The organism is Rhodococcus sp. NPDC047139, assembly GCF_040643435.1.
In the GTDB taxonomy this organism is placed as follows: domain Bacteria; phylum Actinomycetota; class Actinomycetes; order Mycobacteriales; family Mycobacteriaceae; genus Rhodococcus.
This window is the reverse complement of sequence record NZ_JBEYUH010000003.1, coordinates 58,584-73,410: the sequence shown is the minus strand read 5'-3', so window position 1 is coordinate 73,410 and position 14,827 is coordinate 58,584. Positions and strand designations below refer to the sequence as shown.

15 protein-coding genes are annotated in these 14,827 nt (G+C 68.1%); 7 read left to right on the top strand and 8 right to left on the bottom strand.

Going from position 1 to position 14,827, the window contains the following annotated elements:
• The first annotated feature begins 5 nt into the window (after positions 1 to 5).
• Complete coding sequence (locus ABZ789_RS04325) at positions 6 to 1,058, top strand: ATP-binding cassette domain-containing protein (RefSeq protein WP_358420176.1); 1,053 nt, start codon at positions 6 to 8, stop codon at positions 1,056 to 1,058.
• Here the strand turns inward: ABZ789_RS04325 and ABZ789_RS04320 are convergent, their stop codons facing one another.
• A complete protein-coding gene (locus ABZ789_RS04320) occupies positions 1,059 to 2,354 on the bottom strand; it encodes an MFS transporter (RefSeq protein ID WP_358419453.1) in 1,296 nt (431 codons plus the stop codon).
• Between the two features lie 10 nt (positions 2,355 to 2,364).
• Positions 2,365 to 3,312: an NAD-dependent epimerase/dehydratase family protein gene (locus ABZ789_RS04315; RefSeq protein WP_358419451.1), complete on the bottom strand. Its 948-nt coding sequence runs from the start codon at positions 3,310 to 3,312 to the stop codon at positions 2,365 to 2,367.
• A 165-nt stretch (positions 3,313 to 3,477) separates the two neighbouring features.
• On the opposite strand from ABZ789_RS04315, the gene ABZ789_RS04310 reads away from it, so the two are divergent.
• Positions 3,478 to 4,146: a WHG domain-containing protein gene (locus tag ABZ789_RS04310; RefSeq protein WP_358420173.1), complete on the top strand. Its 669-nt coding sequence runs from the start codon at positions 3,478 to 3,480 to the stop codon at positions 4,144 to 4,146.
• A gap of 13 nt (positions 4,147 to 4,159) precedes the next feature.
• Positions 4,160 to 4,777, top strand: coding sequence for a YqgE/AlgH family protein (locus tag ABZ789_RS04305; RefSeq protein WP_358419449.1), 618 nt, complete (start codon positions 4,160 to 4,162; stop codon positions 4,775 to 4,777).
• 7 nt (positions 4,778 to 4,784) lie between these two features.
• On the opposite strand, the gene ABZ789_RS04300 is transcribed toward ABZ789_RS04305, so the two are convergent.
• Both ABZ789_RS04300 and ABZ789_RS04295 read right to left on the bottom strand, forming a co-directional pair.
• On the bottom strand, positions 4,785 to 5,738 hold the full coding sequence (locus ABZ789_RS04300; RefSeq protein WP_358419447.1) for a DUF1648 domain-containing protein: 954 nt from the start codon (positions 5,736 to 5,738) through the stop codon (positions 4,785 to 4,787).
• A 129-nt stretch (positions 5,739 to 5,867) separates the two neighbouring features.
• Positions 5,868 to 6,272, bottom strand: a complete 405-nt coding sequence (locus ABZ789_RS04295) for an SdpI family protein (protein ID WP_358419443.1) — start codon at positions 6,270 to 6,272, stop codon at positions 5,868 to 5,870.
• Positions 6,273 to 6,369: 97 nt separating this feature from the next.
• Here ABZ789_RS04295 and leuS point away from each other — a divergent pair, with 97 nt between their 5' ends.
• Positions 6,370 to 9,237, top strand: a complete 2,868-nt coding sequence (leuS, locus tag ABZ789_RS04290) for a leucine--tRNA ligase (protein ID WP_358419440.1) — start codon at positions 6,370 to 6,372, stop codon at positions 9,235 to 9,237.
• Positions 9,238 to 9,313: 76 nt separating this feature from the next.
• Here leuS and ABZ789_RS04285 read toward each other — a convergent pair whose 3' ends face one another.
• The 3 genes from ABZ789_RS04285 to ABZ789_RS04275 all read right to left on the bottom strand — a co-directional run bounded on the left by ABZ789_RS04285 (position 9,314) and on the right by ABZ789_RS04275 (position 11,506).
• Entirely contained in the window at positions 9,314 to 9,973 is a 660-nt protein-coding gene (locus ABZ789_RS04285; protein ID WP_358419437.1) for an IF2 family translation initiation factor, read from the bottom strand.
• Between the two features lie 70 nt (positions 9,974 to 10,043).
• The gene (locus tag ABZ789_RS04280; RefSeq protein WP_358419434.1) at positions 10,044 to 10,607 is read right to left on the bottom strand and encodes a CsbD family protein; all 564 of its coding nucleotides are present in this window, start codon (positions 10,605 to 10,607) and stop codon (positions 10,044 to 10,046) included.
• A gap of 71 nt (positions 10,608 to 10,678) precedes the next feature.
• The gene (locus ABZ789_RS04275) at positions 10,679 to 11,506 is read right to left on the bottom strand and encodes a lysophospholipase (RefSeq protein WP_358419431.1); all 828 of its coding nucleotides are present in this window, start codon (positions 11,504 to 11,506) and stop codon (positions 10,679 to 10,681) included.
• A gap of 148 nt (positions 11,507 to 11,654) precedes the next feature.
• On the opposite strand from ABZ789_RS04275, the gene ABZ789_RS04270 reads away from it, so the two are divergent.
• From ABZ789_RS04270 to ABZ789_RS04260, 3 genes are read left to right on the top strand one after another with little or no spacing between them, the layout of a single operon-like run.
• A complete protein-coding gene (locus tag ABZ789_RS04270; protein WP_358419428.1) occupies positions 11,655 to 12,041 on the top strand; it encodes a nuclear transport factor 2 family protein in 387 nt (128 codons plus the stop codon).
• Complete coding sequence (locus ABZ789_RS04265) at positions 12,038 to 13,063, top strand: alpha/beta hydrolase (protein WP_358419424.1); 1,026 nt, start codon at positions 12,038 to 12,040, stop codon at positions 13,061 to 13,063. Before ABZ789_RS04270 ends, ABZ789_RS04265 begins: the two co-directional genes overlap by 4 nt.
• A 9-nt stretch (positions 13,064 to 13,072) precedes the next feature.
• Positions 13,073 to 14,137, top strand: a complete 1,065-nt coding sequence (locus ABZ789_RS04260; protein ID WP_358419421.1) for a DUF6777 domain-containing protein — start codon at positions 13,073 to 13,075, stop codon at positions 14,135 to 14,137.
• 18 nt (positions 14,138 to 14,155) lie between these two features.
• Here the strand turns inward: ABZ789_RS04260 and ABZ789_RS04255 are convergent, their stop codons facing one another.
• Positions 14,156 to 14,827, bottom strand: a complete 672-nt coding sequence (locus ABZ789_RS04255) for an SDR family oxidoreductase (RefSeq protein ID WP_358419419.1) — start codon at positions 14,825 to 14,827, stop codon at positions 14,156 to 14,158.

The following is a 14,827-nucleotide window of genomic DNA, read 5'->3' as shown; positions in this document are numbered from 1 at the left end:
GCCTGATGGTGCGGGCCCGGGTCGACGCACGCGGGGTGGACATCCGGCTCGATGTCGCGCAGGGCAGCATCGTCGCGGTGCTCGGGCCCAACGGCGCCGGCAAGTCCACCCTGCTCGGTGTCGTATCCGGGCTGTTGCGTCCCGACACCGGTCGCGTCGAACTCGGCGGAAGGCTCCTCACCGACACGGCCACGGGTGTCGCGGTGGCTTCGCACGACCGGTCGGTGGTGTTGCTCGCCCAGCAGGCTCTGCTGTTCCCTCACCTGACGGTCGCGGCCAATGTCGAGTTCGCACCGCGCAGCGCGGGTGTCGGCCGGCGTGAAGCCCGTGCCCGGGCCGTGCGGTGGCTGAAGGAGGTCGACGCCGAAGACCTCGCCGATCGTCGCCCCCACGAACTGTCGGGCGGGCAGGCGCAGCGCGTCGCACTCGCGCGTGCTCTCGCGGCCGAACCACGCCTGCTCCTGCTCGACGAGCCGATGGCTGCACTCGACGTCACCGCGACACCGGTGTTGCGATCGTTGCTCCGGCGTGTACTGCGGGACAGTGGACGCACGGCGCTGCTCGTCACCCACGACCCGCTGGACGTGCTCGCACTGGCCGATCGGGTGATCCTGCTCGAGGGCGGTCGGATCGTCGAGGACGGACCGGTGCGGCGGGTGCTGACTCGACCGCGCAGCGCCTTCGCCGCCCGCATCGCGGGTGTCAATCTCGTCACCGGGACGGGGTGCGAGGACGCACTGGAGTCCACGGGCGGGCACGTGTACGGCCGCGTTCACGCCGATTGCGTCCCCGGCGCGCCCGCTGTCGCGGTCTTCGCACCTTCCGCGGTGGCCGTCTACACCGATCCGCCGCACGGAAGTCCTCGCAACGCGCTGCGCGCGACCGTCGCGGAGCTCGAGGCGCGGGGCTCGACAGTACTCGTGCGCTCCGATTCCGGCATCGCCGCGGAGATCACGACGGCTGCCCTGGCAGATCTCGACATCCATCCGGGCGACTCCGTGTGGTTCGTCGTCAAGGCCACGGAGGTGGGTATCCACCCGGCCGCACTCGGGGTCTGATCAGCAACGCGTGCGGCGAACGGCGAGTACGCCGGCGATGCCGAGCAGATACACCACTCCGCCCGCGACCGCCAGTTCCGGTGTGCGACCGTCGGGCGCGATCACGAACGCCGCCACCACGATCGAGCCGAGGAACGCGATGTTGAAGACGGTGTCCTGCAACGCGAAGACCCGTCCCCGTCGTGCGTCGTCGATGTCGATCTGCATCGCCGCGTCGCCGGTGAGTTTGACGGTCTGCCCGGCGAGACCGAGCAGGAACGCCGCGATCAGCAGCGGTCCGGCCGAGACCGTGGTGACGAACGCGAACTGGACGACAGCGGCGGCGATCAATCCCACCGTGACCGCTCGCGGGCGGCCGAGTCGCGGGATGAGGACGGGCGCCAGCACCGCCGCGAGGAGCATGCCCGCAGCGGTGGACGCGACCGCCACTCCGAAACCCGCCAGACCGGCGGGGAGATCGGAACCGCTTTCGGAGCTACGCAGCACGAGCACCATGATCAGTGTGTCGATACCGAAGACGATGCGGTGCGCGCCGATTCCGAGCATCGCGATCGTGACACCGGGCGCTTCGAGGACGGCACCCGCACCGGTCCGCAGACCCGACAGGACGGTACGGACCACGGCCCGGGGCCGTATCCCGTCGGGGCCGAGCGCATCCGCGGCGAAACCTCGAGCGGCGACCGCTCCGACGAGCGAACCGCTCGCGCCGAGGAGTACGGCCGTGCCCGAACCGGTGTCACCGGCCCCGATGAAACCGATCGTCGCCACTGCCGCAGCGGCACCCAGCGCCGACACTCCCGAACCCACCGTGGCCAGTACCGAATTCACCGGAACGAGCCACGATTGCGACACCACGTGCGGAAGAGAGGCGGACACTCCGGCCAGGACGAATCTGCTCACGCCGACGGCCGCGAGCGCGAGCAACATGAGCGGGGTCTGAGGGCCCCCGAGGAGCAGCACCGCCGCGGCCGACACGATGAACAGCCCGCGCAGCAGGTTGGCCCACACGAGAACGAGTCGCCGGTCCCAGCGGTCGAGGAGGGCACCTGCGAAGGGGCCGATCACCGCGTACGGCAAGAGCAGGACGGCGAATCCCGCCGCGATCGCCACGGGGTCGGTGTGGCGCTCGGGATTGAACAGGATCGCCCCGCCGAGTGCGGCCTGGAACAGTCCGTCACCGAACTGGCTCGCGAAGCGCACCGCGGTCAGCCGTACGAGACCGGGCGAGTGCCGTAGCGCGGTCGCAGTCGATCGCCACGCGGGCTGCTCGGACGCCCGCTGCCCAGAATCCCGCACGACGACGAGCCTATCGGCCGCGCCACCATTCGACGGTGGCGGTGGCCGCCTCGTCGAGAGGGGTCGGTGCCAGACCGAGGGCCTGTTCCGTCCGGGCCGAGTCCATGACGAACGGGCCGGTGAACTGGTAGACCATCTCGGCGAGCTCCTTCATGTCGCGGTTCACGGCCCCGGCGGCGTGCAGGAGCCAGGCAGGGACGGTGCCCACCGCGGGTGCAGGCATTCCTGCCGCCCGAGCGAAGGCGGTGGCGATCTCGCGCTGGGTCACGGCCGGTCCGGTGGGCGCGTGCAGTACGGAGTTCCATACCGAGGGCGTGCCCGCTGCTGCGATCATGGCCGCGGCGAGGTCGGGTACGTAGGTGAACGAGTGCGGTCGATCAGCGGATCCGAGCACTCGTATCTTCTTGCCGGCGAGCACAGCGGGCACCATGCGTTCACCCGCCATGGCGGTCCGGACGTGTGGCCCGAAGAAGTCGGACGCCACGACGCTCACCGTCGGTGCCCGATGTGCTGCGCGCGCGGCGAGCAGTCGCCGGCGCACGCCGCCTTTGCCGGTCTCGGCTTCGCGCGGTGAGTCCTCGGCCATGACCCGGCCGGGTTCGCTGTACGAATAGAGGCTCTCCGGGAAGACCGCGACGGTCTTCTCCGACAGGTGCGCGATTGCATCGAGGACGGTCTGCTCGGCGGCGGGGAGTTCGCGTGCCCAGGTGTCGGCTCGGTAGGCCGAACCGTGGATGCACACGAATACCGCGGCGGCAGGGCGGCGATCCTCGTCGGTGAGTGCCGCGGACAGCGCGCGACCGTCGTTGACGTCGACGCGCAACCTCTCGATGTCCGGATGTTCGGGTCCGCTACCCGATCGTGTGAGGATGCGTACCTGTTTCCCTTGGGCAGCAAGCTGTTCGGCGATAGTCGTTCCCACCGGTCCGGCGCCGGCGACTACGTGCAGATTCGACATGAGGATCTCGATTCCAAAAGAGTGAGCACTGCTCTCTGACGTATTCGACGATCCGCTCTCGATGCACTCCTGTCAAGAGCAGTGCTCTCTTTTGTTGACGGTGCTCACTGATCGGCGCAGAATTGCCCCGTGACTACACCACGGGCGCGGGCACGCGAGCGGACGATGGCCGACATCCTCCGGATCGGCCGTGAACATCTGGCCACCCAGGGAGCGGCGGCGCTGTCGCTTCGTTCCGTCGCCCGCGACCTGGGAGTCGTCTCGTCGGCGATCTACCGCTACGTCGCGAGCCGGGACGAACTGCTCACCCTGCTCGTCGTCGATGCCTACGACGAACTCGGCGACACCGTCGACCGCGCGGTGGATGCCGTCGACCCGACCGAACACCGCGAGCGGTTCCTCGCCCTCGGGCGGGCCGTGCGTTCGTGGGCACTGGCGGAACCGGCCCGCTACGGGCTGCTGTTCGGCAGTCCGGTCCCCGGTTACGCCGCACCCGCCGAGCGCACCACCGCGCCGGGCATCCGCGTGGTCCTGCGGTTGGCCCGGATCGTGGAAGCCGCCCACGCAGCGGACGTTCTGCAGGACGCGACCGGCGCTCCATCGCCGGAAGACCTGCGGGAGCCTCTCGACAGGATCAGAGGCGAATTCTCCCTCACCGTGCCCGATTCCGTACTCGCACGTGGACTCTGGGCATGGCCGGTCCTCTTCGGAATCGTGAGTTTCGAGGTGTTCGGGCAGTACGGCACAGACACCTTTCCGGACTACGAGGTCCTGTTCGAATATCAACTCGCACTACTGGCACATACCGTCGGGTTCCACCCCACGCACGGGTGAAGGCGGTGACAGAATGGCTGATGTGGCGCAGCATCAGGACGATCCCGAGGACCGCACCGCACCCTCCACACCCAGGGTGCGGGCCGGCAGCCTGCTCGTCTCCGCCACCGATCTCACGGAGCCGACCTTCCGCCGCACTGTCGTCTACGTCATCGAACACACCGATTCGGGCAGCTTCGGCGTCGTCCTGAACCGCATCAGCGACACCTCCGTCGACGCCATGCTCCCGCAGTGGTCGCGGCTCTCGGCCGAGCCGAAGTCGCTGTTCGTAGGTGGCCCCGTCCACCGCAGTTCAGCGTTGTGTCTCGGCACGCTCAAGGTGGGCGCCGACACCACCGACGTGCCGGGTATCCGCCATGTGGACGGTCGCGTCGCCATGGTCGATCTCGACTCCGATCCCGGACACATCGCCCGGTACGTCGAGGGTGTACGGATCTTCGCGGGCTACGCGGGGTGGAGTGCGGGCCAACTCGACGGTGAACTTCGCAACGAAGACTGGATGGTCGTGTCGGCGCTGCCCCGCGACGTACTCGCACCCGCACATCTCGACCTGTGGGCAAAGGTTCTGCGCCGCCAGCCTCTGCCGATGGCCTTGCTCGCCACCCACCCCATCGAGGTCGAACGCAACTGAGTTCTCGTCAGCGGGCGTCGGCGAGAGCGTTCAGGGCCCCGGCCATCTCCGCGGCCTTCGTTGCGGTCACGGTGAATTCGTGCCCCGACGCTGTGGTCACCACCACTGCGGGTCCGGTCCGGGTGACCAGGCCGTAGCGCTTTCCGCCCTTCGCGCGCAGGCCCCAGCCGCCCCAGTCCTGGAACGGGCGGGTCTCGGTGACCTTCGCACCTACGATCTCGTCGAGGTCGTAGTCGAGTGCCTCGGTGGCCAGGTTCGACACCCGGATCCCATTCGTATCGACCACCACCGTGTAGCGGAGCAGACCCAGGACGAGAAGACCGGCGGGGGCGATCAACCCGAGTGGCCACCAGCTCTGCGCCGCGGCGCACACGAGGAGAGCCGGAACGAGGACGAACAGCGACAGTGCCGCCGTCGTGCCCACACCGGTACCCACCTGCTCGACGATCGGAAGGTCGGTACGGCCGCGCGGAAGCGCCGGATCCGGAGCATCGGTCGCCGCTTTCCGTTCCCGACCGTCGCGCAGGAACCGGCTGCCGATCCAACCCAGGGCGATACCCACCCACATCCCGAGCACCGCGGCCCAGCCCGGCAGAGGTGCCTGTGTCGGATCGGTGGTGTCGAGCTGGACGGCGAGACCCGCGAGGAACAGCGCGGTGATGGTTCCGGTGACCCCGAGACCGATCGCGAGCATGTAGCGGCGCATGAGCAGCTGAGCCTGGGCGAGTGCGGCGATCGCGCAACAGCCACCGCCGACGAGAGTGATCAGCAGTGCCGCCGTCCAGGCCGAACTCATGGGGGAACCGAACGCGTCGGGACCGCTTCCCGACCAGTGGGTGGCAATCTCGTCGGGCAACCGCCCCAGCCACGAGCGGGTGAGCCCGAGCACTGCCATCGCACACACGAGCGGCACGACCAGCCCGAGCAGTGCACCGACAGGATCCACCTGACGCGTCGTCATGTGGTCAGCGTAGAGCGCAGGCCTCCGCTTTCGGTGCGGCGACCATCGGCGATTCGTCGACCGTCTCCCTCGAATGCGGGATCGGGAACACCTCGCGAGGTGGCGAGGCGGCGGGAGTGAACAGCCGGGTCAGGCGGTCGGCTCGCACGCCCCGCGCAGGCTGCACGCACCGCACGAGGTACCGCAGCCGGCCGTCTCTTCGGGCTTGGTCGCCACGGCGACCCGCGCTGCGACGGACCCGCCGGCGCCGGCTGTGATCAGGGCTGCCACCACCGTGACGACGACGGCGATGATTCCGGCGATGGTGGGCAGGGTCAGCGAAGCGACTCCGCCTACCGCGAGCAGCGCTGCCGATCCCAGCATGCTGGGCGCGGCGACCTTGTTGGCCAGCGCGAACGTGGTGTCGTCACGCAGCGACTCCGGGGTGCGCACACCGGCCCAGCGGTTGCGCGGAAGCTTCCCGGTCAACGCCGCGACACCCACCGCACCGACGACGAGAGCGAGCACGAAGAGCAGGACAGCGACGATCAGCACCCGCCCAGGATACGCGTCGGGCGGTGCCACCGGTCTGCGCGGGTGGGGGCACGTTCTACCCTGGTGGGAGCCCTTCACACACCCGGCCGAGTAGATAGTGATCACCGTGACCCGTCCCGAACAGACCTCCCAGCACGAACCCGGCAGCACCCCACAGCATCGGTACACCGCCGAGCTCGCGGGGCAGATCGAGCAGCGCTGGCAGGAGTCGTGGCGCGAGCGCGGCACCTTCCACGCCCCGAATCCGGTGGGTGATCTTGCAGGCGACGTGCCGGCCGACAAGCTGTTCGTCCAGGACATGTTCCCTTACCCGTCGGGGGCCGGTCTGCATGTCGGGCACCCCCTCGGCTACATCGCCACCGACGTCTACGCGCGGTTCCATCGGATGCAGGGCCGCAACGTGCTGCACGCCCTCGGCTACGACGCCTTCGGTCTGCCCGCCGAGCAGTACGCCGTGCAGACGGGCACGCACCCGCGCACGACCACCGAGGCGAACATCGCGAACATGAAGCGCCAGCTCGGCCGTCTCGGGCTCGGGCACGACGATCGTCGCTCGATCGCGACGACGGACGTCGACTTCTACCACTGGACGCAGTGGATCTTCCTGACGATCTACAACGCTTGGTACGACCGCGAGGCCGGTCGCGCCCGACGCATCTCCGAGCTCGAAGCCGAGTTCGCCGACGGCACCCGCCGCCTCGACGACGGACGCGACTGGGCGTCGCTGTCGGAAGCCGAGCGCTCCGACGTCATCGACTCGTACCGTCTGGTGTACCGGTCGGATTCGCTCGTCAACTGGTGCCCGGGCCTGGGTACGGTCCTCGCCAACGAGGAGGTCACCGCCGACGGTCGCTCCGAGCGTGGAAACTTCCCGGTCTTCCGGAAGAACCTGCGCCAGTGGATGATGCGGATCACCGCCTACTCCGACCGCCTCATCGACGATCTCGAGCACCTCGACTGGCCCGAGAAGGTCAAGTCGATGCAGCGCAACTGGATCGGCCGCTCGCACGGTGCTCAGGTGAAGTTCGATGTCGCCGAACACGACTCGGCGATCGAGGTATTCACGACCAGGCCCGACACCCTCTTCGGTGCGAGCTATGTGACCCTTGCTCCCGAGCACGATCTCGTCGACCGGATCGTCGGTGCGTCGTGGCCCGAGGGGGTCGACGAGCGCTGGACCGGTGGCGCGGCCGATCCCGCTGCTGCGGTCGCGGCCTACCGCGCGTCGATCGCCGCGAAGTCCGACCTCGAACGGCAGGAGTCGAAGGAGAAGACCGGTGTGTTCCTCGGCGCCTACGCCGTGAACCCGGTCAACGGCGAAAAGCTGCCGATCTTCATCGCCGACTATGTGCTCACCGGCTACGGCACGGGCGCGATCATGGCCGTCCCCGGCCACGACCAGCGCGACTGGGAATTCGCGACCGCCTTCGGGCTGCCGATCCGCGAGGTCATCTCCGGTGGCGACGTCACGGCGGAGGCATATACCGGCGACGGTGTGCTGGTGAACTCCGGACTACTCGACGGTCTCGACGTCGCCGAGGCGAAGAAGACGATCGTCGCGAAGCTCGAAGACGACGGCACCGGGCGCGGCACCATCCAGTACAAGCTGCGCGACTGGCTCTTCGCGCGCCAGCGGTACTGGGGTGAGCCTTTCCCCATCGTCTACGACGAGCAGGGACGCGCCCATGCGCTGCCCGAATCCGCGCTGCCCGTCGAGCTTCCCGAGGTGGAGGATTACGCACCGGTCTCGTTCGACCCGGACGATGCCGACTCCGAGCCGTCCCCGCCGCTCGCGAAGGCGATCGACTGGGTGAACGTCGAACTCGACCTCGGAGACGGCCTGAAGCGCTACACGCGCGACACGAACGTCATGCCGCAGTGGGCCGGCAGCTCGTGGTACCAGCTGCGCTACATCGACCCCACCAACTCGGATGCCTTCTGCGACAAGGAGAACGAGGCCTACTGGACCGGCCCGCGGCCGGAGGTGCACGGCCCGAACGATCCGGGTGGCGTCGACCTGTACGTCGGCGGTGTCGAGCACGCGGTGCTGCACCTGCTGTACTCGCGGTTCTGGCACAAGGTGCTCTTCGACCTCGGTTACGTCACCTCCTCGGAGCCGTACCGTCGCCTGTTCAACCAGGGCTACATCCAGGCCTACGCCTACACCGATTCACGCGGTGTCTACGTGCCGGCCGAGGAGGTCGTCGAACGCGACGGCAAGTTCTACTGGACCGGCCCGGACGGCGAGCAGGAAGTCGCTCGCGAGTACGGCAAGATGGGCAAGTCGCTCAAGAATTCCGTCGGTCCCGATCAGATCTGCGACGACTACGGTGCCGACACCCTGCGCGTCTACGAGATGTCGATGGGTCCGCTCGACCAGTCGCGTCCGTGGGCGACCAAGGACGTCATCGGTGCGCAGCGGTTCCTGCAGCGTGCATGGCGTCTCGTCGTCGACGAGGAGAGCGGTGCCCTGCGGGTCACGGACGAGACCCCGGGTGACGACACGCTGCGGGCGCTCAACAAAGCGGTGGCGGGGGTGTCCGACGACTATGCCCATCTGCGCGACAACACGGCGATCGCCAAGCTCATCGAGTACACGAACCACCTGACGAAGCAGTACCCGTCGGGTGCGCCGCGTAGCGCCGTCGAACCACTGGTGCTGATGCTCGCGCCGGTCGCCCCGCACCTCGCCGAGGAGTTGTGGTCGCGGCTCGGGCACGCCGAATCGCTTGCGCACGGGCCTTTCCCGGTCGCCGACGAGAAGTGGCTCGTCGAGGACAGCGTCGAGTACCCGATCCAGGTCAACGGCAAGGTGCGCAGCCGCATCACCGTCCCTGCCGACGCCGCCCCGGACGTAATCGAGTCGGCAGCGCTCGCCGACGAGAAGATCACCGAACTCCTCGGCGGCGCCGCACCGCGCAAGGTGATCGTGGTTCCCGGAAAGATGGTCAATGTCGTGAAGTGACAGTTGCTTTCGACGAACGAGACCCCGGTGCGCAGAGTGCACCGGGGTCTCGTCTTCCTGCGGTCGGGTGCTCCGATCAGGGGTGCTTGTGCTCGATCTTCTCGAACTCCGCGACTTCTCCCGCATCGTGTGCGCGGTTCTCCGCTTCCTTCGCCTCGAGCTGCTTCGCGACGGCGTCCTTGAGGGAGACCTTGGCGGGCTCGGCCGCGTCCTGCTCGGCCTCGCTGATCCGCTCCTCGTCCTTCTTCTTCGCAGTCTCGGCGGCGCGCCGCTTCGCGGCGGCCTCCTGATCGGCCTTCGCGGTGGCGGCAGCCTTCTTCTGCTCGGCTTCCTTTTCCGCCTGCTTCGCGCGTTCCTGTGCACGTTCTCGGGCCTGCTGAACTTCTCGTTCGCGTTCGCGGCGCGCTGATTCCTGCTCGGCAGCGGTGCGCTCACGTGTGCGACGGAGTTCGGCGTCGGCCGCGCGTTCTTCGGCCGCCGCCTGCGCATCGAGTTCTTCTGCGCGTTTCACGGCCTCGGCCCGTTCGGTGGCGAGCGCACCGCGGGTCGCGATGTCCGGGTCGTCGAGCACGCTGCCGACGATGCCGTCCAACAGGCCCAGCCCCCGCTCGTACATCAGCCGTGGAGGGGCGTCGGTGGGCAGGAACCGCAACTGCTGCTCGATCAGCCCGAGGGGGAAACGAGCGATCTTGTATTGCAGTCGCAGAACGCTTTTGGGAAGAGTGATGAGGTTCATGGAGGCGTCTCCAACTTCGGTCTGTACAGCTCTGGGGAACATGGACGGTGTCGGTCGGCGATCCTGCTCGTCAGCTGTCGCGCTCGTCCAGGGCGCGGCCGAGAGCCTCGGCTCTGCGTCGCTCCTGCTCGGCCTCGAGGCGCGCGCGTTCCGCGTCGTGAGCCGATCTGCGGTGATTCTCCGCGGCAGCTGCTGAGTCCGCAGCGGCATCCGCGACTTCGGCGTTCTCTTCGCGGCGTGCACGTTGCTCCGCAGCGGTGGCCTCGCGTGCGGCGTCGGCCCGTTCCCGGACCACGCTTTCCTGTCGTTCGCGCTCGGCGGCCTGCTTGCGTATCTCCGCTTCCCGCTCGGCCTGCTTCTCGGCGTTCTCGGCTCGGCGCTCCACCTTCTCGCGCTCGTGTCGCCCGGCCTCGTGCACTGCCTCGAGATGCTCGGTTGCCTCTTCGGTCTCGGCCTCTGCCATGTCGCGGAGGGTGTCGGCCTTCTCGATCTGCCGTGCCTGCTCCTGCTCGAGGCGCCCCTCGCTGGTCAGCGAGTCGTTGCGAGTCAGTGCGCCGGCAACCTTCTTGGCCTTGCCGACGAGGGCCTTCTTCAGGCCGCTGCGTGCCTTGTCGGATGCGCTGTCTTCGGCCACGGATCATCTCCTTCCGAAAGGGACACGAAGGGGACGGCCCCCTGAAAGGGGTTAGCCCGGCTCGGTGGCGTTCAATCCTCGAGAGTCTCGAGTGAGCGGAGGTGCGCGCTGACGAAGTCGACGACATCGCCGAGAACCTCGTCACGGTTGGTCTCGTTGAAAATCTCGTGTCGCGCGCCGGGGTAGGTCTTCGACGACGACTCGCGGCCTGCGAGAGACGACCATCCCGTCGCGGTGTCGTCCCGGGGGACGAGCCGGTCGTCCTCGCCGTGCAACCACAGTATGGGCACGTCGTCGATCGCCCCACCTGCGGTGATTGCGTCCAGGCAGGTCTTCAGCGCCTGTACGGTGGTGCGTTGGAACGGGCCGTGCCAGACGAGTGGGTCGGCGACATACGCGCGCCCTACCTCGGGATCCCGCGAGAGGGTTTCCGGATCGATGGGAGTATCGGGAATCTCGTCGGCCGCGAGCAGCGCATCCACGGCCCCCCACGTGCCGAGGACCGGGCCGGACAGGACGATCGCAGCCAATTCCGAGCCGTACCGCTGCGCATATCGGGCGGCGATCATGCCGCCCATCGAGTGCCCGATGAGTACGACGGGTACCTCGGGGTACTCGCGCCGGGCCGTGAGATCGAGGAGGTGGAAGTCGTCGACCACCTTCTCGAAGTCGTCGATCAGTACACGCTCGCCGTCACTGAGGCCGTGACCTACGTGATCCACCGCGTAGACAGCGGCTCCGTCGGCAGCAAGGCGCGTCGCCACGTATTCGTATCGCCCGCAGTGTTCGCCGTAGCCGTGGCACAACAGGGCCACATATCGCGGAGTCTCACCGACCCACTTCCGGGCCGCGAGGGTGCCGGCGTGCCCGTCGAGGGTGAAGGCGGAAGCTTCGATCATCGGATCTCCAGTCGTTCGAGGTGATGGCGTTGTCATCGTCCTCTGCTGCGACTCGTTCCGAGCGGGAATCGGCAGTGCATCGTCGGAGAAGGCCCATTAGCCTCGAATTGAAACGTGTTCCAGATTTGCGCGAATGAAGGGGTATCTCATGGCACCGAGCCGGGACGCGATCCGCGCCACCGTGGAGAACTATGTGAAGGCGGTCGCGACGGGCACGGTCGACGACGTTCTCGCTCTGTATGCGGCGGGAGCGACCGTCGAGGATCCGGTCGGTACCCCCGTTCGCACCACGGAGGCCGAGATCCGTGAGTTCTACGGAATGGTCGAACCGCTCGTGCAGACCGGTGGCGTGATCACCCTGAAGATCGCGGAGAACAATGCGGCCTTCTTGTTCCGCCTGGTCACGCACCTCGGAGAGGAGGATCTGGTCATGGAGGTCGTCGACGTGATGACCTTCGACGACGAGGCGATGATCACGAGCATGAAGGCCTACTGGAGCCAGGAGGACATGCAGACCGTCCCTGCCTGCTCATGACGAATCGTTCTTCCGCTCGAACGCGTCGTCTCGAAGTAGACGGTTTCACGTGGAACATTCACGACCACGGCGATGGTCCCGCGGTCGTCCTGTGCCACGGTTTCCCCGGCCTCGGATACAGCTTCCGGTACCAGTTCTCCCCACTCGCAGCGGCCGGATATCGTGCCGTCGCCCCCGACATGCCCGGCTACGGGCGCACCGACCGTCCCGAGGCGCTCGAGGACTACACGAACGTTGCGGTCACCGACCGTCTCGTTCGCCTGCTCGATGCACTCGGGATCGATCGTGCGGTCTTCGTGGGGCACGACTTCGGTGCGCCCGTCGCCTGGACGATGGCGCTGAGACATCCGGATCGCGTGACCGGTCTCGTTCTGCTCGCGGTGCCCTACGCCCCGGATCGGATGCCGGCACGTCCGAGCGAGCTCTTCCGTGCGATGGCCGACACGCATTTCCTCCATCTGCACTACTTCCAGGAACCGGGTGTCGCGGAAGCGGAACTGGACCCGCGTCCCCGCGAATTCCTGCAGCGGTTGTACTTCGCGCTCTCCGGTGGATACCGCTATCTCGATGTGTGGACGCACCCGTCCGAGGGGCGCGGTTATCTCGACGTGCTGCCCGTAGCTCCCGACCTGCCGTGGTCCTGGCTCAGCGATGACGAGCTTGCGTACTACGTGGACGAGTTCGCCCGCACCGGATTCGGTGGGGGCCTGTCCTGGTATCGCGCATACGACGCGAACTGGGAGACCTCACGCCCCTACGAGGGTGCGAACGTTCGGGTACCGACGTTGTTCGTGGCCGGTGACCGCGATCCGGTGATCGCGATGTCGGGGCGTTCGGCGATCGAGCGCATGCGCGCCGCGATTCCCGACCTGCGGGGCGTCCACCTACTCGAAGGAGCGGGGCATTTCGTGCAGATGGAGCGGAGCGGGGAAGTGAACGATGTGCTCGTACGGTTCGTCTCCGATGTCTCGATACCGACGAGAACTGCCGAACAGCCCTTTCGCCGACGATCATCGACCTAGCATGGCGGCGTGGCCAGCGACACGGTTCGTGGATTCGGTCTGGCACTCGCACTGACGGCACTGGTGGCGGGTGCCTGCTCGTCGTCGGGCGAGCCCGTCGAGACATCGACGCCGGTGCAACTGAAGGCCGCCACCTCGCAGGACGGACCGTGGACGCCGCGGCTCGTGCCGGCCCAGATGCCGATCGCCGTTCCGTCACCTCCCCCCGAGGCGGTCGAGGATGCCGGCGACCCGGTCACCGCTGTTGCCGGAACCCCGGCGGTCGCCGGCGACCGCGCGGCGCTCTACGGAGGAAGCCTCGAACGGCCCCTGTGCGACCGCGAGGCCCTCGTCGTCGATCTCGAACAGGATCCGGCCAAGGGCCGGGCGTGGCGCGGCGCACTCGACGTGCCCGAGATCCGGGCTTACACAGACACTCTCGCTCCCGTCCTGCTGCGCGCGGATACCCGAGTCACCGTCTACGAATACCGCGACGGTGCCGCAGAGCCCGCGCAGTCGCTGCTCGAACGCGGAACGATCGTGCTCGTGGACGAACTCGGTGTCCCCCGCGTTCGGTGCGTCCGCGGCAATCCGCTCTCGGCACCGGTCCTCACTGCGAACGACGAACTCCGAGGCCAGAGGTGGCCAGGGCTGAACTCCGAGCGGTTGTTCGTAGTGCAACCGGCCGGCGAACCCGTGCGGGAATTGAAGGTCGTCGACATCACCACCGGTGCGATGGTTCCCGTGCCGGTCGGTGATGCCCTGCCGAAGAGCACACCTCCCCCGCCGGAAACCCCGGATGCGCCGTCGCCGGGGAACGAGGCGTCGTCTGCAACGGCTCCGATCCCAGGGCGGGATCCGGCTCCCGAGGCTGCGGCACCGCCTCAAGCACCACCTGCCGCGCAAGCGCCTGCTCCGGAAGTGCCCGCGGCGCCTGCCCCCCGGCCTGCGCCTTTCCCGCAACCGGCACCCGTCCCTGCTCCGCCTCCCGCTCCGGCCCCTGCGCCGCCTCCGCCGCCCGCACCGCCGCCTCCGCCGCAGATCCGGATTCCGGTTCCGGGTGGTCCTCCGGTTGTGATCCCGCTGCCTTTCTGATGCCCTTCGGTACCGGCCTCAGCGGGGGCGCAGCACGATTTCGGTGGGATGGGTATCGACCGGAGCCTCGACCGCCTGGCGCACAGCGCGAGCCACCGAACCGGGGCTGAGGAACTGCGACGGATCGTAATCGCGACCTTCGGATGCGATGATCGCCCGCTGCATGTCGGTGTCGATCCGGCCGGGATGGATCGAGGTGACCCTCAGGGCCGGTTCCTCCTCTCGGAGCGCATCACCGAACGCGCGCAGCGCGAACTTGCTCGCCGCGTATGCGCCCCAGCCGGGACGAGCACGCAGACCCGCGCCCGAATTGATGAGCACGACATGCCCTTTCGCGGCACGCAGGGCCGGTAGCAGGAGCTGGGTCAGCGCAACGGCCGCGACCACGTTCGCCTCGAAGGTCTCCCGCCACTGCCGAGGTTCGCTGTCGGCGACGGTGCCGAGTTCGGCGACCCCGGCATTATGGACGAGCACGTCGAGCCGCCCGATGTCGGAGACGGCAGCGGCGACGGCCTCGTGATCGAGCAGATCCACGGGCCACGGCGTGGCATCGGGCAGCTCCTCGAGAATCGCATCGAGCGACTCGCGGCGCCGACCGCCGAGTATCAGATCGTGCGCAGGGGCCAGTTCGCGGGCGATCGCGGCACCGAGACCGCGACCGCCTCCGGTGACGAGAGCTGTGGGACGCAT